The organism is Luteimonas arsenica (assembly GCF_004352825.1).
In the GTDB taxonomy this organism is placed as follows: domain Bacteria; phylum Pseudomonadota; class Gammaproteobacteria; order Xanthomonadales; family Xanthomonadaceae; genus Luteimonas; species Luteimonas arsenica.
In genome coordinates this window covers 654222-672523 of record NZ_SJRW01000001.1, presented here as the reverse complement: position 1 = coordinate 672523, position 18302 = coordinate 654222, and the positions used below count along the sequence as shown (strand labels likewise).

The window sequence follows — 18302 nt, the reverse complement described above, 5'->3', positions numbered from 1 at the left end:
CTACTTGCCGCTGCCGGCGGTCTTGCCACCCAGGTGCTGGCCAAGGAAGGCCAGCAGCTTCGTGTAGTACTCGCGCCGGTTGGCCTCGACGTAGAAGCCGTGGCCTTCGGTCGGGTAATACAGGGCTTCCACCGGAACGCCGGCGGCCTTCAGCGCGCGCTCCATCTTGCGGGTGTGCTCGACCGGTGCGACTTCGTCCTTGCCGCCGGCCGCCAGCAGCACCGGCACCTTGATGTTGCCGGCCAGGCGCGTCGGCGAAGTGGCGGCCAGGCGCGCCATGTCGTCGCCCACCCAGTCTTTCGACCAGCGGCCGAGGCGGCGGCTGTCACGCTGGGTTTCGGACTGCATCGCAGGCAGGTCGTAGACGCCGACATAGCCCGATGCGCAGCGATAGAGGTCGGGCTCGCGTGCCACCCCCATCAGCGCGGCGTAGCCACCGTAGCTTCCGCCGTGGATGCAGATGCGCGAGGCGTCGGCGATGCCCTGCTGCACCGCCCAGCGCGTGGCATCGGTCAGATCGTCCTGCATCTTGCCGCCCCACTCGCGTGCACCCGCCTGCTGGAAGGCACGGCCGTGGTTGCCGGAGCCGCGATAGTTCACCTGGAGCACGGCGTAGCCGGCCGCCGCGAGCAGCTGCGCGTCGGTATCGAACGACCAGCGGTCGTAGATGCCGTACGGCCCGCCGTGCGGCATGACCACCATCGGCAGCGACTTCCCGGACGATCCCGCGGGGATGGTCACGTAGCCCGACAGCTGCAGGCCGTCGCGCGCGGCCAGCGTGATCGGGCGCATCTCCGCCATCATCGAGGGGTCGTGCCAGCCGCGCGTGCTCAGCACGTGGGCCGCCTTGTTGTTGACGGTGTCGAACGTGTAGTAGTCGCCGGCGTTGCGATCGCTGGAGACATGGACCAGGACCACGCGGCCGTCCTTGGTCGAGGACGTGATCAGCGGCGCTTCGCCAGCGAACGCGGCCTCCAGGCTGCGGTACTGGCGCTCGGCGGCGGAGCCGGACTTGAAGAAGGCGGTGCGCAGCTTGCCATCCATGTAGCGCACGCCGACCGGCTCTCCCGTGACCGGCTCGTAGATCACGATCTCCGGCTCCGCTTTCTCATCGGCGAGGACCACCGCCCGCTTGCCCGTGGCCATGTCGTACGCTTCGACCACCGACGTGCCGGTCTCGCGGTGGGCGAGCATGTACATGGTCCCGCCGTCGCTCGAGAACCCCACCGGCAGCAGGGACACGCCACTCGATTCCTCGTCGTTGATCTGGATCCATTCGCCGCCATCGCGCTCGCGGATGAAGGTCCTGACCGAGTTGTCCAGGTTGAAGCCGTACGCCGCACGGACCACGCCCGAGGTATCGGTCACGTAGCGGCCATTGCGCACGGGGGCCTTGGTCACCGGAAGCCGGCGGCCGTTGACCACGTTCAGGCGCTCGGCACGGGTATACGGATCGTTGCCGAAGCCGCCGACGGAGATGATGGCTTCGTTGTCGTTGTCGCGCAGACCGTCCACCAGGCGCGCCCAGACCATCTCCGCGCGACCACCTCCCAGACGCGTGCTGCCCTGCGCTGGCAGCACGTCCTGGCCGACCAGGATCGGCGCCCGGTGCTCCGTGGCGGTGGTCGTGTACAGGTTCCCGGTCAGGCGCGGCTCGTCCAGCAGGCCCATCTTCTCCGCGGAGGAGAACAGCAGCCGCTCGTCGTTGACCCACCACATGTCGGACACGTGCCGGTTCTCACCGAGGGTGCCTCCGCCGGTGACCTTGTTGTCGGCCGTCCGCACGACCACCAGCGCCGTGGTGTCCTCGAGCGGAACCAGGGCTGCCAGATACTCGCCGGTCGGCGAAATCTTGACGCTGCCGAATTCGGACTTGCGGATGAAGGGTTCGATGTCCAGCTCCGCCGCGGGCGCGACGGAGGCCACGGCCAGCAGCATGGCGGCCGTGAACCGGATGATGTTGTTGCGCATGTGCATCCCCGTATGCGTGGTTTTCTCACAGGCCGCGCATCCCCTGCGGCCGAGCCCCTGGCACCCGCATCGGGGCGCTGCGGCATTGTTCCAGACTCAGCCGGTCGCGGCCACCTCGTCCAGCACGCTGGACAGCGCGTCGTGCCAGTCCGGGAACGAAGTCCCGAAATCCGCCTGCATCCGCCCGATGTCCAGGCAGGAGTACGCCGGCCGGCGCGCCGGCGTGGGGTATTCGCTGGTGGCGATGGGCAACACCCGCGGCGCCTTAGGCAGCAAGCCGCGGGCCTGCGCGCCGGAGAAGATCGCCTCGGCGAAACCGTGCCAGCTGGTGCTGCCCGCGGCGGTGAGGTGCCAGAGGCCGCTCGCGCCGGGGTCTGCCGCCAGTGCCTGCGCGGTGGCCTGTGCGATCAGCCGCGCCGGCGTCGGCGTACCGACCTGGTCGGCGACCACGCGCAGTTCGTCGCGGTCGGCACCCAGGCGCAGCATGGTGCGCATGAAGTTGTGGCCATGTGCGCCGTAGACCCAGGCGGTGCGGAACACCATGTGGCGCGCGGCGCTGCCGCGGACGGCGTCCTCGCCGGCCAGCTTGCTGGCGCCGTAGACGCCCAGTGGCGCGGTGGCATCGTCCTCGCGCCAGGGGCGCGTGCCGTTGCCGTCGAAGACATAGTCCGTGGAGTAATGCACCAGCAGCGCGTCGCGACGCGCGCAGGCCTCCGCCAGCGCGGCCGGCGCCTCGGCGTTCGCGCGGAAGGCCGCGTCGCGCTCTTCCTCCGCGCGGTCGACGGCGGTGTACGCGGCGGCATTGACCACCACGTCCGGGGCGATGCGTTCGACCAGGGCCGGCAGGGTCGACGGCTGGTCGAAGTCGGCGCGCTCGCAGGCCGTGCCGTCGGGCAGGGTCCCGCTGCGCGTGGTGCAGACCACCTCGCCCAGCGGCGCCAGCTCGCGGCGCAGGGCATGGCCGACCTGGCCATTGGCGCCGAGCAGCAGCAACCTCACGGCAGGTAGACCGGCAGGCGCTCCTCGGGCACGTCGGCCAGGAACGGCGCGCGCGCGTCCTTCTCCGACAGCACCGGATCGGCCACCGGCCAGTCGACGGCCAGGTCGGCATCGTTCCAGCGGATCCCGGCGTCGGCCTCGCGGTCGTAAGTGGCGGTGCACAGGTAGGTGAACACCGCGCGCTCGCTGAGCGTCACGAAGCCGTGGGCGAAGCCCTCCGGGATCCAGAAGTGGCGCTTGTTCTCCGCGTTGAGCAACACCGCCGTCCACTTCCCGAAGGTGGGCGAACCGCGGCGGATGTCGACGGCGACGTCCCAGACCTCGCCTTCGATCACCGAGACATACTTGCCCTGCGGCTTCGGCCACTGGTAGTGCAGGCCGCGCAAAACGCCGCGCGAGGACGAGGACACGTTGCCCTGCACGAAGGCGGGCGTGAGCCCGTGCTGCGCGAGCTTGTCGGCGTTGAAGGATTCGTAGAAGAAGCCGCGGTCGTCGCCGAACACCTGCGGCTCGATCACGACGCAACCCGGCAGGCCGGTCTCCACCACCTTCATCGCACCACTCCACGCTTGGCCAGCGACAGCAGGTACTGGCCGTAGCCGTTCTTGGCCAGCGGCGCGGCCAGGCGCTCGAGGTCGGCGTCACCGATCCAACCGTTGGACCAGGCGATCTCCTCGGGACAGCACACGCGCAGGCCCTGGCGCGCCTCGACGGTCTCGATGAAATTCGAGGCCTCGATCAGCGACTGGTGGGTGCCGGTGTCGAGCCAGGCGTATCCGCGGCCGAGCTGTTCGAGGTGCAGGCTGCCCTCCTCGAGGTAGCAGCGGTTGAGGTCGGTGATCTCGAGCTCGCCGCGCGGCGAGGGCTTGAGCGAACCCGCGAAGTCGCTGGCGCGGCCGTCGTAGAAGTACAGACCGGTGACCGCATAGTTCGAGCGCGGGTTGGCCGGCTTCTCCTCCAGCCCGACCACTTTGCCGTCGGCGTCGAAGTCGGCCACGCCGTAGCGCTCGGGGTCGCTGACCCAGTAGCCGAACACGGTCGCGCCGTCCTCGCGCGCATCGGCGCGCTTGAGGATTTCGGTGAAGCCGTGGCCATGGAAGATGTTGTCACCCAGCACCAGGCAGCTCGGCTTGCCGCCGACGAAGTCGCGGCCGATCAGGTAGGCCTGGGCCAGGCCGTCAGGACTGGGCTGCACGGCGTACCGGATGTCCATGCCCCACTGCGAACCGTCGCCGAGCAGCTGCTGGAACAGCGCCTGCTCGTGCGGGGTGTTGATGATCAGCACCTCGCGGATCCCGGCGAGCATCAGCGCGCTCAGCGGGTAGTAGATCATCGGCTTGTCGTACACCGGCAGCAGCTGCTTGCTGATGGCCTGGGTGATCGGATACAGCCGGGTGCCGGAGCCGCCGGCCAGGATGATGCCGCGGCGCGCGGTCATGCCGCCGCCCCGATCCGCTCCAGGCGGTAGCTGCCGTCGAGCACGCGCTGCACCCAGGGCTGGTTGTCGAGGTACCAGTCGACGGTCTCGGCGATGCCGCGCTCGAAGCTGTACGCAGGCTCCCAGCCCAACTCGTCGCGCAGCTTGGAGGCGTCGATCGCGTAGCGGCGGTCATGCCCCGGGCGGTCGGCGACGTGGGTGATCTGCGATTCACGCGGCTGGCCGTCCTCGCGCGGCCGGCGCTCATCCAGCAGCGCGCAGATCGTCTTCACCACCTCGATGTTCTGCTTCTCGGCGTTGCCGCCGACGTTGTAGGTCTCGCCCACCCGGCCCTTCGCCAGCACGGTACGGATCGCCGCGCAGTGGTCGGTGACGAACAGCCAGTCGCGCACCTGTTTGCCATCGCCGTACACCGGCAACGGCTCGCCGGCCAGGGCCTTGGCGATCACCAGCGGGATGAGCTTTTCGGGGAAGTGATAGGGCCCGTAGTTGTTGCTGCAGTTGGTGGTCAGCACCGGCAGCCCGTAGGTGTGGTGGAAGGCGCGCACCAGGTGGTCGGACGCGGCCTTCGACGCCGAATACGGCGAGTTGGGCGCATACGGCGTGGTCTCGGTGAACAGGCCGGTCTCGCCGAGCGTGCCATAGACCTCGTCGGTGGACACGTGCAGGAAACGGAAGGCGTCCTTCGCGTCACCCTCGAGCGCTTTCCAGTAGTCGCGCACGGCCTCGAGCAGCGCCAGCGTGCCGACCACGTTCGTCTGCACGAACGCCGCGGGACCGTCGATCGAACGGTCGACGTGGCTTTCGGCGGCGAAGTTCACCACCGCGTCCGGGCGGTGCTCCGCCAGCAGGCGCTCGACCAGCGCGCGGTCGCCGATATCGCCATGCACGAAGACGTGGTCCGGGTTGCCTTCCAGCGAAGACAGGGTGTCGAGGTTGCCGGCATAGGTGAGCGCGTCGAGGTTGACGACGCGAACGCCCGCCGCGACCGCCTCGAGCACGAAATTGCCGCCGATGAAACCGGCACCGCCGGTGACCAACCAAACTGGCATGTGGGGAATTCCTCCAGGAACTGCTGCTACCGCGGGCAGCGGTCAGAACGGGATATCGTCGTCCGAGAAGCCGCCGTCATCGAACTGTGCCGCCGCCGGGGCCGCCGCGGGCGCCTGTCGGGCCGGGCCGCCGGACGACTCGCGCGGACCGCGCTGATAGTCGCCGCCACCGCCACGCTGGAAGTCACCGCCGCCACCGCGCGAACCGCCCTCGCCGCCACCGCCGAGCATCTGCATCTCGTTGGCGATGATGTCGGTGGTGTAGCGCTCGACGCCGTCCTTGCCGGTGTACTTGTCGGTGCGCAGCGAGCCCTCGATGTAGACCTGGCGGCCCTTCTTCAGGTACTCGCCGGCGATCTCCGCCAGGCGGCCGAAGAACTTCACCCGGTGCCACTCGGTGCGTTCCTGCTGCTGGCCGGTCTGCTTGTCCTTCCAGGCTTCGGTGGTGGCCACGCTGATCGTGGTGATGGCGCTACCGCCCTGGGTGTACTTGACATCGGGGTCGTTGCCGAGGTTGCCGACGAGGATGACCTTGTTGATTCCGCGGGCCATGGGTATGGGTTCCTTGCGCTCTCCGCCGGGATTGGCGGAGTAAAAGAGTGATTATACCCGCCGCCCCGCAGCCATCCGGTGGAGGCCCGGCCGGGGGTGGGACTACGCCGCCCCGGGCCCTGGGCCTGGCGCCGGACACTATAATGACGCTCCCCAGAACCGCACCCGAGCATGCCTCCCACCGCCCAGGCCACCCCGGCCAGCCCCGCCCTGCCGCTGCCCGAGGTCCAGGCCTGTGCCGCCGCCGACATGGCCGCGGTCGATGCCCTGATCCGCCGCCGCCTGGCCTCCGACGTGGTCCTGGTCAACCAGGTGGCCGAGCACATCGTCGCCGGTGGCGGCAAGCGCCTGCGCCCGATGCTGCTGCTGCTCGCCGCCCGCGCCCTCGGCCACCAGGGCCCCGACGCCCACCAGCTGGCGGCGGTGGTCGAATTCATCCACACCTCCACCCTGCTCCACGACGACGTGGTCGACGAGTCAGACCTGCGCCGCGGCCGCAGCACCGCCAACGCCGTCTTCGGCAACGCCGCCAGCGTGCTGGTCGGCGACTTCCTGTATTCGCGCAGCTTCCAGCTGATGGTCGAGCTGGGCTCGATGCGGGTGCAGGAGATCCTGGCCGACACCACCAACCGCATCGCCGAGGGCGAGGTGCTGCAGCTGCTGCACGTGCGCAACCCGGACGTGGACGAGGCCGCCTACCTGCGCGTGATCGAGCGCAAGACCGCGATCCTGTTCGCCGCCGCCACCCGCCTGGGCGCGCTGCTGGCCGGCGCCGACGAGGCCACACAGCAGCGGCTGCACGACTACGGCCTGAACCTCGGCATCGCCTTCCAGATCGCTGACGACGTGCTCGACTACAGCGCCGACGAGGCCGCGCTCGGCAAGCACCTCGGCGACGACCTGGCCGAGGGCAAGATGACCCTGCCGCTGATCCACGCCATGGCCCACGCCGACGAGGCCCTGCGCGCGCGCCTGCGCACGATCGTCGAGGCAGGCGACGTGGCCGCGCTCGACGAGGCGATCACCGCGATCCGCGCCAGCGGCGGGCTGGAGTACAGCATCCAGCGTGCCCGTGAGTACGCCGCGCTGGCCGAGGCCGCGCTGGACGGGCTGGAGGCCAGCGACGCCGAAGCCATCGCCGCGCTGCGCGGCCTGGTGCGCCACGCCGTCGACCGCGGCGCCTGATCCCCCGGCGATCAGCCGGGATTCGACGAGGCGATGCCCAGCCCCGGGATCGCCGCGATCGCGTCCGGATCGAAGCCCCCGAGCCGGGCGAAGTCGCGGCCGCGCTCGACGTAGTCGCGGTAGGTGCCGAAGCTCGGGGCGCCCGGCGACAGCAGGATGACGTCCCCGTCCCCGTCCGTCCGGCGCGGGCTCGCCGCCAGCGCATCACGCGCCGCCGCCACCGCATCGCCCAGACCGGCCGCCGCGCGCAGCATGAATCCGGCCTCCTCCGCCACCGGCTCCAGCAGCGCGTGGATGCGCGGCCCGTTGTTGCCCATGGTCACGATCACCGCCGGCGCGCCGCGGCGCATCTTCGAGGCGAAGTCCGACCAGTCCAGTCCGCGGTCGTGGCCGCCGACCAGCAGCGCCACGCGCCGGTCGCGGTAGACATCAAGCGCGGCCAGGGTCGCGTGCGGCGTGGTGCTGATGGAGTCGTTGACCCAGGCCACACCGTCGCGCTCGCCCAGCGGCTGCAGGCGGTGCGGCAACGGCCGGAACGAGGCTGCTGCCGGCGCCAACGCCGCGGCGTCGTGGCCCAGGGCCTCGATCGCGGCCAGCACCGCGCACAGGTTGCCGCGGTTGTGCCGCCCGGGCAGCGGCAGGCCGCGGGTATCGAACAGCGCCTCTTCGCCACGGTGGAGCACGTCGTCGCGCAGGTGCCAGCCGTCGGCACGCCCGTACCAGCGCACTTCGGTCGAAGGATCCAGGCGCCCGCCCAGCGCCGCCAGCCGCGGGTCGGCGGCGTTGAGCACCGCCACCCTCGGGCGCGCGCGCGTCACCAGCGCCAGCTTGTCCTCGACGTAGCGTTCCTCGCCGCCGTGCCAGTCCAGGTGCTCGGGGAAGACATTGGTGACCACCGCCACTTCCGGGCGCACGCCGCCGGTGGCGACGTCGCCGGTCTGGTAGCTCGACAGTTCGATCGCCCAGGCCTCGGCGCCTTCGTCCAGCAGCTCCAGCAGCGGCAGGCCGATGTTGCCGGCCAGCGCGGTGCGGTGGCCGCCGGCGCGCAGCAGGTGCGCGAGCAGCGCGGTGGTGGTGCTCTTGCCCTTGGTGCCGGTGACGCAGGCGACGCCGCGGGCGACGTCGCCTTCGGCCGCGCGCTCACCGAACCACAGTGCGGTGCCGCCGACGAACAACGTGCCCGCGCGCGCGGCGAGCAGCGCTTCCGGCCGGTAGGGGCTGATGCCCGGCGACTTCACCACCACCTCGAACGCCGACAGGCGGCCGGCGCTGGCCTCGGTCTCGACCGACAGCAGGCCGTCGCCGATCGCGTCCGCCGCCGCGGCCTCGTCGACGCCGCAGAACAGGGTCAGCGGCTGCGACGGCAGCCGCGCGCGCATCGCCCGCCAGGCCGCGCGGCCTTCGCGTCCCCAGCCCCAGAGCGCGACGCGACGGCCTTCAAGCTGCGAAATGCGCATGCAGCCGGCTCCAGACGGCTTCGGGGATGTCGTGCTCCGGATCGGGCACCAGCAACGGCGCGATCCCGAGCTCGCCGGCGTCGATCTGCGGCAGGATCTCGTCGCGGAAGCGCGTGACCACCGCGTCCTCGCGCCATTCCGGGCGCGCGGCCAGCGCCGCCATCGCCGCCCGTGACTCGCGCGCCTCGCCCACGCATTCGAAGGGCTTGTGGTCGCGGTATTCCATCAGCGCGTCGAAGCCGGGCACCTGCGCCGCGTCGTCGAGCAGGTTGCGGCCAAAGATGCCGACCAGACGCGGCTTGGGCATGAACGGCGCCAGCGCCAGGAACACGAAGTGGCACTTCGGGCAGACCCCGCACCAGCGGCTGGTCGGGCGCTCGCCGAGCAGGTGGAAGTTGCGGTTGCAGCTGGAGAAGTGCGCGTCGTAGCGGTCGATCTTCGCGAACTGCCGCGCCACCGCCAGCTCCGACAGCGGCCGCAGCAACGAGTAGTAGCGCAGGTCGGCGGCGACGTGGCGGCGCAGGTGGGCGGCGAAGGCCTGCTCGAAGGCCCAGCCCTTCGACCACTGGTGGTTCACCTCGCCGGTGCCCTCGATCAGGCTGCCGTAGCTGGCCGAACGCTCGTTGGAGAACACCACCTGGTCGACGCCGAGCAGCACGGCGGCGAAGGCCAGGATCGCCGAATTGATCGCGGTGACCGGAATATGGCCGTTGTATGCGCCCTGGCGGTTGTACTCGAACAGCTCCGCCGCCAGCTGGCGACCGATGTTGAGCGTCGGCAGCCCGGTGCGCGCGGCGCATGCGGCGATCAGCTGCGAGCCGCCGATCCAGCTCACGGTCTGTTCGATGCCGGCGGCGCGCAGGGCTTCGATCGAGACCAGCGAATCCTTGCCACCGCCGATGGCGACGAGGGCGTGGCGACGGAGGCCGAGGACTTCCGCGGGGTTGTTCCCGTCCGTCCCGTCCCCAGCTGTCCGGGGAAAGGCGATGCGGCCATGCAGGTCGAGCCCGTTGCGGTAGGCAAATTCGCCCAGCCCGTGCAGGTACACGTCTTCCAGGAATGCAGCAGTGTCGTCGTCGATGGCATAGCCGTCGATGCGGATCTCATCGGGTACCGCGGCCTTGTAATAGCTCACGCCCGCGACCAGGTGCAGCAGGCGCAGCGCCTGCTCCGCGGCCGCGGCGCGCGCGGCGTCGAGGGCGAACGGCGCCCCCGGCACGGTGACGGTCTCGACCAGGTGCGGGCCGTCGTCGAAGGCGTACACCAGCCGCGCGACGCCCGTGGCGGCGTCGAAGCCGCAGTCGACGAAGCGGAAGCACTCCACCGCGTCGCGATCGAACACGATGCTCATTCCTTGCTCTCCACGAGCACGCTCTCGTCCGGCAGCGCGCGCAGGTTGTAGGTATTGGCCATGACCATGCCGTAGGCGCCGGCGTCGGCGACCAGCAGCACGTCGCCCGGCGCGGTGTCGCGCGGCAGCGGGCGCTGGTGGCCGAGCACGTCGCCGGATTCGCAGATCGGGCCGACGACGTCGAAGGGCTCGACGTCGCCATCGTCCGCGCGCGACAGGTTGTGGATGTCGTGCCAGGCCTCGTACAGCGTCGGGCGCATCAGCGCGTTCATGCCGGCGTCGGCGCCGACGCGGCGGATGCCGCCCTTCTCCACCACCTGGGTGGTAGTGAGCAGCAGCACGCCGGACTCCGCGACCAGGAAGCGGCCGGGTTCGATCGCGAACCGGTACCCGGGGTACGCGGCCTTGACCTCGGCCAGGCCCGTGGCCCAGGCGTCGATGTCGAAGGGTTCGTCGTCCTCGCGGTAGGGAATCGGCAGGCCGCCGCCGATGTCGATGGTGTCGATGCTGCCGATGCGTCCGGCGATCCCGCCCAGCTCGTCGCAGACCTCGCGCCAGTGGTCGGGCGTATCGACGCCGCTGCCGAGGTGCGCGTGCAGCCCGCTGATACGCACGCCCAGCGGGCGGGCGGCACCAAGGAAGGCCTCGATGCGGTCGACCTGCAGGCCGAACTTCGAGGCCAGGCCGCCGGTGACCACCTTGGCATGGTGGCCCTGGCCGCGGCCAAGGTCGACGCGCAGCCACAGCGCGCGGTCGCGGAACGCCCCGGGCCAGCGCTGCAGGGCTTCGACGTTGTCGAGCGTCACCGTCACCCCGAGGTCGAACGCGGCCGCGTACTCGTCGATCGGGGCGAAGCTGGGCGTGAACAGCACGCGCGACGGATCGATGCCCGGCACGGTGGAGAACACGTGCTCCAGCTCGCCCAGCGACACGCACTCCAGGCCGAAGCCCTCCTCCACCAGCAGGCGCAGGATGTCCGGATGCGGATTGGCCTTGATCGCGAAGAAGCGGCGGTCGACCGCGGCCACCGAGGCCAACTGGCGTGCACGCGCGCGCACCATGCCCGGGTCGTAGGCGTAGCGCGGCGTGCCCTGCGCGGCCAGCGCCAGCAACTCGTCGCGCCGGCCCTGCCACCACGGTGCCGGGCGCCGGCGCAACCGACCTTCAATCTCGCGCCAGCGCGGACCGAAGACCCCGGCCTCGCGCACCGGCATGGCGCCGCCGGCGATCAGTTCGTCGTGGATCTCCTGCAGCAGGCCGTCGGCGTCGGCCTCGTCGATCACGAAGGTCAGGTTGAGGTCGTTGGACGACTGCGAGATGAGGTGCACGCGCTCGCGGTCGAAGGTCGCCCAGACGTCGGACAGCTTGTGCAGCAGCGAGCGCATACCGCGGCCGACGAGAGTGATCGCGCTGCAGGGCGCGATCACCTTCAGCCGGCAGCTGCGCGCCAGGTCCTCCGACAGTCGCGCCAGCACGTCGGTGCTGACCAGGTTCTCGCTCGGGTCCAGCGACACGGTGACGTTGGTCTCCGACGAACCGATCAGGTCGACCGAGAGTCCGTGGCGGCGGAAGATCTCGAAGATGTCGGCCAGGAAGCCGACCTGCTGCCACATGCCGATGGTTTCCATCGACACCAGCACCACGCCGTCGCGGCGGCTGATCGCCTTCACGCCGGGCACGGTGGCGGCGCTGCCGTCGATGCGCGTGCCCGGCAGCTCCGGCCGCGCGGTGTCGAGGATCGCCATCGGCACGCCGGCGTCGCGGCAGGGCTTGATCGCGCGTGCATGCAGCACCTTGGCGCCGGTGGTGCAGATTTCCTGCGCCTCGGCGTAGTCCAGGCGGGTCAGCAGCCGGGCGTCAGGGACTTCGCGCGGATTGGCGCTGAACATGCCCGGCACGTCCGTCCAGATCTCCACGCACTCCGCGCCGAGCAGGGCGCCGAAATACGCCGCCGAGGTGTCGGAGCCGCCGCGGCCGAGGATCGCGGTGCCACCATCCTCGTGACGGGCGATGAAGCCCTGGGTGAGCAGGATGCCGGCCGGCTGTGCGTCGAAGCGGCTTCGCCAGTCGCCTCCTGCTTCACCCCGGCAGGCGACGGACAGCCGCCGTGCCCAGTCATTCTGGTTCGGCAGCGCGACCGCCTGCAGCCAGTCGCGGGCATCGCACCAGCCGAAGTCCAGGCCGGCAGCGTGCAGGTAGGCGGCGCCCAGGGTCGAGGACAGCAGTTCGCCCTGGGCCAGCACTTCGGCCTGCCAGTCGAGCGGGCGCGTGACCGCCCGCGGCTCCGCGACCAGCGTGCGCAACGCGTCCAGCCGCGCGCCCACGACCGCGGTCGGCGCCAGGCCGAGCGCGGCCGCGAAATCGAGATGGCGTGCCACCAGCGCCTCGACGCGCGCCGGCGCATCGGCCGCGCCATCGGCGATCGCGGCGAGTTCGTTGGTCACGCCCGAAAGCGCCGACACCACCACCAGCACGCGCCGCCCCTGCGCCGCATGTTGCGATGCCAGCCGGCCGATGGTGTCCCAGCGCTCGCGTTTCGACACCGAGGTCCCGCCGAACTTGAGCACGACCCAGGGGACGGTTTGAGCGGTGGGATGCATGGGGCTTCCGGCCTGCCCGGGGATCGGGCGCGGCCTGCGATTCTAGCGAGTCCGAAGGATCCGACCACCCCGCGCGGCTACACTGTCGCGCCCCCGCGAACGGATGTCCCGATGTCCCCCTGCCCCTACGTCCAGCTCGACGTCTTCGCCGACCGCCCCGGCGCCGGCAATCCGCTGGCCGTCGTCCCCGACGCCCGCGGCCTGAACGACGCGACCATGCAGGCGATCGCTCGCTGGACGCGGCTGCCGGAAACCACCTTCGTGTTTCCGTCGCCCACGGCCACGGCCGACTACGCCGTGCGCATCTTCAGCCCGCGCCGCGAGGTGCCCTTCGCCGGCCACCCCAGCGTCGGCACCGCGCACGTGCTGCTCGACCGCGGCCTGGTCACGCCGCGCGATGGCGTCCTGGTGCAGTCCTGCGCGGTCGGCGAGCTGCCGCTGCGCGTGGACGGCGAAGGCCGCACGCGCACGGTCGCGGTGCGCACGCCGCGCGCGAGCGTGGTCGAAGTGGCCGACGCCGCCGACCCGCGCCTGCGCGACGCGCTGGCCGGCCTCGCCACCGGTGCCCTGCCGCCGGCGCTGATGGACGGCGGCCGCCGCTGGTGGCTGGCCGAGCTGCGCGACGAGGCCGAGCTGCGTTCGGCCACGCCGGACTGGAACGCCATCGGCGCCCTGGCCGAAGCCACCGGCACCATGGGCCTGTGCGTGTTCGCGCGCAGCGACGACCCCGTGTACTACCTGGCGGTCCGCGCCTGGGTGGGCTCGACCGGCCACTTCGAGGACGTCGCATCGGGCGCCGCCAACGCCACCCTGGCCGCCTGGCTGGCCGAACGCGACGCCCTGCCCGGCGACGACGGCTTCTACCGCATCAGCCAGGGCCGCGAGGTCGGCCACGACGCCATCATCGAACTGCGCGTGGACGAAGCTGGCGAAGTCTGGTCGGGCGGCCGCGCGCGCACGGTCGTGAGCGGCGAGATCGACTGGTTCTGAAGCCTGGCGACAGCGGGACCTGTTGGGGCTGTGGGACCTGTGGGAGCGGCTACAGCCGCGATCCCGGCACCACGATCGCGGCTGTAGCCGCTCCCACTGTTGTCATTCGGCCTCGAAGACCGGCCGGCCGTCGACCCAGGTGGAGCGCACCTCGAGCTGGTCCAGTTCGTTCGCAGACACCGCCAGCGGATCCTGGCCCAGCACCACGAAGTCCGCGCGCAGCCCCGGCGCCAGGCGCCCGACCTCGTCCTCGTCGAAGGCCGCCCAGGCCGCGCCGGCGGTGAAGCCGTGCAGGGCTTCGGCGGCGGTCAGCACCTGGTCCGGGCGCCAGCCGCCCGGCGGCTGGCCGTGCACATCCTGGCGCGTCACCGCCGCCAGCAGGCCCAGGCGCGGATCGGCAAACTCCACCGGAAAATCCGAACCCAGCGCCAGCGGCACGCCGGCCCCGACGAAGCTGCGCCAGGCATAGGCACCCGCCAGTCGCGCATCGCCCAGGCGATCGCCGGCCCAGCCCATGTCCGAGGTCGCATGCGTGGGCTGCATCGAGGCCACCAGCTTCAGCTCGCCAAAGCGCGCGATGTCACCCGGCGCCATCACCTGTGCATGCTCCACGCGCCAGCGATGGTCGCCCGACGCGGCGTCGCCGAGCGCGCGCCGGTAGGTGTCGAGCACGATCCGGTTGCCGCGGTCGCCGATCGCGTGCGTGGCCACCTGCAGGCCGCATCCGTGGGCACGGCGCACCGCGGCGGCGTAGTCCTCCTCGCCCTGCACCAGCAGGCCGCGGTTGCCCGGGTCGTCGCTGTAGTCATCGATCAGCGCCGCGCCGCGGCTGCCCAGTGCGCCGTCGATCATCAGCTTGACGCCACGCATGTCGAGTCGCCCGGAAGCATGGCGGTAGGCGCCTTCGCGGCAGCGCGCGTCGATCGCATCGGCCTCGCGGTGGGCGTAGGCGCGCACGCGCAGGCTGAGCGCGCCGCGGTCGGCGAAGCGCTGCATCAGCGCGAACCCGTCGTCGCTCGTGCCCATGTCGTGCACGCCGGTCAGGCCGAGGCTGGCGACATGCTGCAGCGCGCGTTCGAAGGCGCGCTCCTGCCATTCCGCATCCGGCGCCGGCGCGGCGGCGTAGAGCAGGCGCGCGGCGGTATCGATGAAGACGCCGGTAGGCCGGTCTTCCTCGCGCAGCACCCGACCGCCGTCGGGCTGCCAGTCGCCGGACAGATCGCGCTCCACCGCGCGCATCGCCGCGCTGTTGGCCCAGGCGGCGTGGCCGTCGATGCGCTCCAGCACGACCGGTCGCTCCGGGAACGCCGCATCCAGCACCGCCGCGGTCGGGAAGGCGGTGTCGGGCCAGAGGTTCTGGTCCCAGCCGCGCCCCATCAGCCAGGCATCGGCCGGCAGGTCGCGCGCGAAGGCCTGCAGGCGCTCCACGATCTCGCCGGTGCTGCGCGCGCCCACCAGGTCGGCCTGCATCAGCGCGTGGCCGAGGTCGACCAGGTGCGCGTGCGCATCGATCAGCCCGGGCACCACGGTGGCATCGCCGGCGTCGATGCGCTCAGCGTCGGGAAAGCGGGTCGCCAGCTCTTCGGCATCGCCGACGGCGATGATGCGGCCCTCGCCATCCCAGGCCATTGCCGTGGCGACCGGCTTGCCGGCGTCCGAAGTGTGGATGCGCGCGGCGGTCAGCAGGCGCTCGCCGTCGGCCTGCGCGGCCGCGGAGACGGCCAGCAGGACGCCTGCGGCGAGGACGTGGATCGGAAAGGCGGGGAATCGAGGCATGCGGCGGGTTTCCCGGTGGAAGACCGCGCCGACTATGTCGGTCGTCGCGCGGCGAGGCAATGCTGCGCCGCCGCGCACGACGCCGCCCGGCCTCAGGACAGCAGCTCGGCCTCGAGCGTGATCGGCACCGCCGACAGCGCCTTCGACACCGGGCAGTTGGTCTTGGCGTCGTCGGCGATGGCGCGGAACTTCGCCTCGTCGATGCCGGGCACCTTCGCCTTGGTGAAAAGCCGGATCGCGCTCAGCTGCGGACCGCCGTCCAGCGACAGGTCGACCTCGGCGCGCGAATCGACCGAGTCGGCGACGTGCCCGGCCTCGGCCAGCGCGTTGGCAAACGCCATCGTGAAGCAGCCGGCATGCGCGGCCGCGATCAGCTCCTCGGGATTGGTGCCCTTCTCGTCGCCGAAGCGGCTGTTGAAGCCGTAGCGCGTGTCGTCCATCAGGCCGCTGGCGGGGGTGCTGATCGTGCCGCGGCCGGACTTGAGGTCGCCTTCCCAGTGCGCGGTGGCCTTGCGCGAGATGCCCATGTCGTTGCTCCGGTTGCTGTATGTGGAACGGCCAGCCTAGGCCGGGCTCCGTTACGCCGGCGTGGCGCGGACCGGGATGCTGCGTCGCAACGCGACGCCCGCGCGGGGGCCGCGCTAAGGTTCCACTCCGCCATGACCGCCCGCCGCGAGCAGGCCCGGTCGCAGCATGCGACGGACAGCCATGACGTCCTTTCCACCCAGCCAAGGGAGAAACGGACCCATGTCCCACTCGACGGAACAGATCCGCAACGTGGCCTTCGCGGGCCACCCGGGCGCCGGCAAGACCATGCTCTTCGAAGCCCTGCTGCATGCCGGCGGCGCGATCCAGGCGGCAGGCAGCATCGAACGCGGCAGCACCGTGTCCGACTTCGACCCGCTGGAGCGATCCCGCGGCCACTCCATCGACGCCGCCATCGCCGGGCTCGACCATCGCACGGCCGATGGCACGCACGCGCGCCTCAACCTGCTCGACACTCCCGGCTACCCGGATTTCCGCGGCGCCGCACTGTCGGCGCTGTCGGCAGTGGAGACCGTCGCAGTCGTGGTCGACGCCGCCGACGGCATCGGCCACGGCACGCGGCGGATCATGGAGCACGCGAAGCAGCGCGGCCTGTGCCGCGCGATCGTGGTCAACCGCATCGACGCCGAGGGCGCCGACTGCGCGAGCCTGCTCGACGAACTGCGCGAGGACTTCGGCCCCGAAGTGCTGCCGGTGAACCTGCCCGCCGACGGCGGCAGCCGCGTGGTCGACTGCTTCGCGGGCGGGGCCGGCGACAGCGACCTCGGTCCGGTGGCCGACTGGCACCGGCGCATCCTCGACCAGGTGGTGGAAATCGACGAGTCGGTGATGGAGCACTATTTCGACGGCGGCGAAGCCTCGCTCGGTCGCCAGGAACTGCACGACGCCTTCGAGCAATGCCTGCGCGAAGGCCACCTGGTGCCGGTCTGCTTCGTCTCCGCGCGCACCGGCACCGGCCTGCCGGAACTGCTCGACGCCATCGCCGGCCTGTTCCCGCATCCGGGCGAGGCCAATCCGCCGCCGTTCACCCGCGGCAGCGGCGACAGCGCCGAGCCCGTGGAATCGCGCCCCGACCCGGAAGCGCACGTGATCGCCGACGTCTTCAAGATCGTCAACGACCCCTTCGTCGGCAAGCTCGGCATCTTCCGCGTGCACCAGGGCACGGTGCGGCGCGACCAGCCGCTGTTCGTCGACGACGGCCGCAAGCCCTTCAAGGTCACGCACCTGTACCGGATCCAGGGCAAGGACCACGTCGAGGTCGAACAGGCCGTGCCCGGCGACATCGCCGCGGTGGCCAAGGTGGAGGAGCTGCACTTCGACGCCGTGCTCCACGACAGCCACGACGAGGACCACATCCACCTGGCGCCGATGGCCTACCCGCGGCCGATGTTCGGGCTGGCGGTGGAGGCCGGCAGCCGCGGCCAGGAGCAGAAACTGGCCACCGCGCTGCACAAGCTGTCCGAGGAAGACCCCTGTTTCCAGGTCGAACACGACGCCGACACCAACGAGACCGTGGTGCGCGGGCTGTCCGAACTTCACCTGCGCATCCAGCTCGAGCGCCTGCGCGAGCGCCACGGCGTCGAGGTCGAGTCGCGGCCGCCGCGCATCGCCTACCGCGAAACCGTCGCCGCGGCCGCCGAAGGCCACCACCGGCACAAGAAGCAGACCGGCGGCGCGGGCCAGTTCGGGGAAGTCATGCTGCGCGTCGAACCACTGCCGCGCGGCGGCGGTTTCGAGTTCGTGGACGCCGTCAAGGGCGGCACCATCCCGGGCCAGTTCATTCCCGCGGTGGAAAAAGGCGTGCGCCAGGCCATGGCCACCGGTGCGGTGGCCGGACACCCGATCCAGGACGTGCGCGTGACCGTGCACGACGGCAAGCACCACCCGGTCGACAGCAAGGAGGTCGCGTTCGCGACCGCCGGTCGCAAGGCCTTCCTGGATGCCGTATCGAAGGCGACGCCGAAGGTGCTCGAACCCATCGTCGACCTGGTGGTGACCGCGCCCGAAGCGCACATGGGCGACATCAGCGGCGGCCTCGCGGGGCGTCGCGCGCGCATCCTGGGCACCGATTCCGCGCGCGGCGGCGACATCGTGGTGAAGGCCCAGGTGCCGCTGTCGGAGCTCGACGGCTACCCCGCCGAGCTGCAGTCGGTGACCGCGGGACGCGGGCGATACTCCCTTGATTTCAGCCACTACGAGCCGGTTCCTGCACAACTGCAGCAGAAGCTGGCCGAGGCCTGGCACCCTGGCCAGGAGGACGATTGACGATCGCGACGGGGGCCATCCGCGGAAAACTTGCGGTTTTTCTGCGCTTTCCCACTTGGCGCGGCCCCGGGCATGCCCTACATTGCGCTTGCCGACGGGGTCGGCCGACATCCCATCTAC

At 71.1% G+C, this 18302-nt stretch carries 14 protein-coding genes; 3 read left to right on the top strand and 11 right to left on the bottom strand.

Features of this window, described 5'->3' with window-relative positions:
- The 6 genes from E2170_RS03095 to ssb form a co-directional block, all read right to left on the bottom strand.
- A complete protein-coding gene (locus E2170_RS03095) occupies positions 1 to 1971 on the bottom strand; it encodes an alpha/beta hydrolase family protein (protein ID WP_165942138.1) in 1971 nt (656 codons plus the stop codon).
- 96 nt (positions 1972 to 2067) lie between these two features.
- Positions 2068 to 2970 carry a dTDP-4-dehydrorhamnose reductase gene (gene rfbD, locus E2170_RS03090; protein WP_132999176.1) on the bottom strand — a complete coding sequence of 301 codons (903 nt, stop codon included), beginning with the start codon at positions 2968 to 2970 and terminating at the stop codon, positions 2068 to 2070.
- Positions 2967 to 3524, bottom strand: a complete 558-nt coding sequence (rfbC, locus tag E2170_RS03085) for a dTDP-4-dehydrorhamnose 3,5-epimerase (RefSeq protein WP_132999175.1) — start codon at positions 3522 to 3524, stop codon at positions 2967 to 2969. Before rfbC ends, rfbD begins: the two co-directional genes overlap by 4 nt.
- Positions 3521 to 4408 carry a glucose-1-phosphate thymidylyltransferase RfbA gene (gene rfbA, locus E2170_RS03080; protein WP_132999174.1) on the bottom strand — a complete coding sequence of 296 codons (888 nt, stop codon included), beginning with the start codon at positions 4406 to 4408 and terminating at the stop codon, positions 3521 to 3523. The genes rfbC and rfbA overlap by 4 nt, the downstream gene beginning before the upstream one ends.
- Entirely contained in the window at positions 4405 to 5460 is a 1056-nt protein-coding gene (gene rfbB, locus E2170_RS03075; protein ID WP_132999173.1) for a dTDP-glucose 4,6-dehydratase, read from the bottom strand. Before rfbB ends, rfbA begins: the two co-directional genes overlap by 4 nt.
- A gap of 42 nt (positions 5461 to 5502) precedes the next feature.
- The gene (gene ssb, locus E2170_RS03070) at positions 5503 to 6012 is read right to left on the bottom strand and encodes a single-stranded DNA-binding protein (protein ID WP_132999172.1); all 510 of its coding nucleotides are present in this window, start codon (positions 6010 to 6012) and stop codon (positions 5503 to 5505) included.
- Between the two features lie 171 nt (positions 6013 to 6183).
- Between ssb and E2170_RS03065 the strand changes: the two genes are divergently transcribed.
- On the top strand, positions 6184 to 7197 hold the full coding sequence (locus tag E2170_RS03065) for a polyprenyl synthetase family protein (protein WP_132999171.1): 1014 nt from the start codon (positions 6184 to 6186) through the stop codon (positions 7195 to 7197).
- An 11-nt stretch (positions 7198 to 7208) separates the two neighbouring features.
- Here E2170_RS03065 and murD read toward each other — a convergent pair whose 3' ends face one another.
- Genes murD through E2170_RS03050 form a run of 3 tightly spaced genes read right to left on the bottom strand, consistent with a single transcriptional unit; the run spans position 7209 to position 12605 of the window.
- Positions 7209 to 8654 carry a UDP-N-acetylmuramoyl-L-alanine--D-glutamate ligase gene (murD, locus tag E2170_RS03060; protein WP_132999170.1) on the bottom strand — a complete coding sequence of 482 codons (1446 nt, stop codon included), beginning with the start codon at positions 8652 to 8654 and terminating at the stop codon, positions 7209 to 7211.
- On the bottom strand, positions 8635 to 10005 hold the full coding sequence (gene murL, locus E2170_RS03055) for a UDP-N-acetyl-alpha-D-muramoyl-L-alanyl-L-glutamate epimerase (RefSeq protein ID WP_132999169.1): 1371 nt from the start codon (positions 10003 to 10005) through the stop codon (positions 8635 to 8637). The genes murD and murL overlap by 20 nt, the downstream gene beginning before the upstream one ends.
- Positions 10002 to 12605 (bottom strand): bifunctional aspartate kinase/diaminopimelate decarboxylase, encoded by a 2604-nt coding sequence (locus tag E2170_RS03050; protein WP_132999168.1) that lies wholly within the window; start codon positions 12603 to 12605, stop codon positions 10002 to 10004. Before E2170_RS03050 ends, murL begins: the two co-directional genes overlap by 4 nt.
- A 111-nt stretch (positions 12606 to 12716) precedes the next feature.
- On the opposite strand from E2170_RS03050, the gene E2170_RS03045 reads away from it, so the two are divergent.
- A complete protein-coding gene (locus E2170_RS03045; RefSeq protein ID WP_132999167.1) occupies positions 12717 to 13595 on the top strand; it encodes a PhzF family phenazine biosynthesis protein in 879 nt (292 codons plus the stop codon).
- A gap of 102 nt (positions 13596 to 13697) precedes the next feature.
- Here the strand turns inward: E2170_RS03045 and E2170_RS03040 are convergent, their stop codons facing one another.
- Positions 13698 to 15371 carry an amidohydrolase gene (locus E2170_RS03040; RefSeq protein ID WP_132999166.1) on the bottom strand — a complete coding sequence of 558 codons (1674 nt, stop codon included), beginning with the start codon at positions 15369 to 15371 and terminating at the stop codon, positions 13698 to 13700.
- Between the two features lie 92 nt (positions 15372 to 15463).
- Entirely contained in the window at positions 15464 to 15898 is a 435-nt protein-coding gene (locus E2170_RS03035; protein WP_132999165.1) for an OsmC family protein, read from the bottom strand.
- A gap of 220 nt (positions 15899 to 16118) precedes the next feature.
- On the opposite strand from E2170_RS03035, the gene fusA reads away from it, so the two are divergent.
- On the top strand, positions 16119 to 18182 hold the full coding sequence (gene fusA, locus E2170_RS03030) for an elongation factor G (protein ID WP_132999164.1): 2064 nt from the start codon (positions 16119 to 16121) through the stop codon (positions 18180 to 18182).
- Positions 18183 to 18302 lie beyond the last annotated feature (120 nt).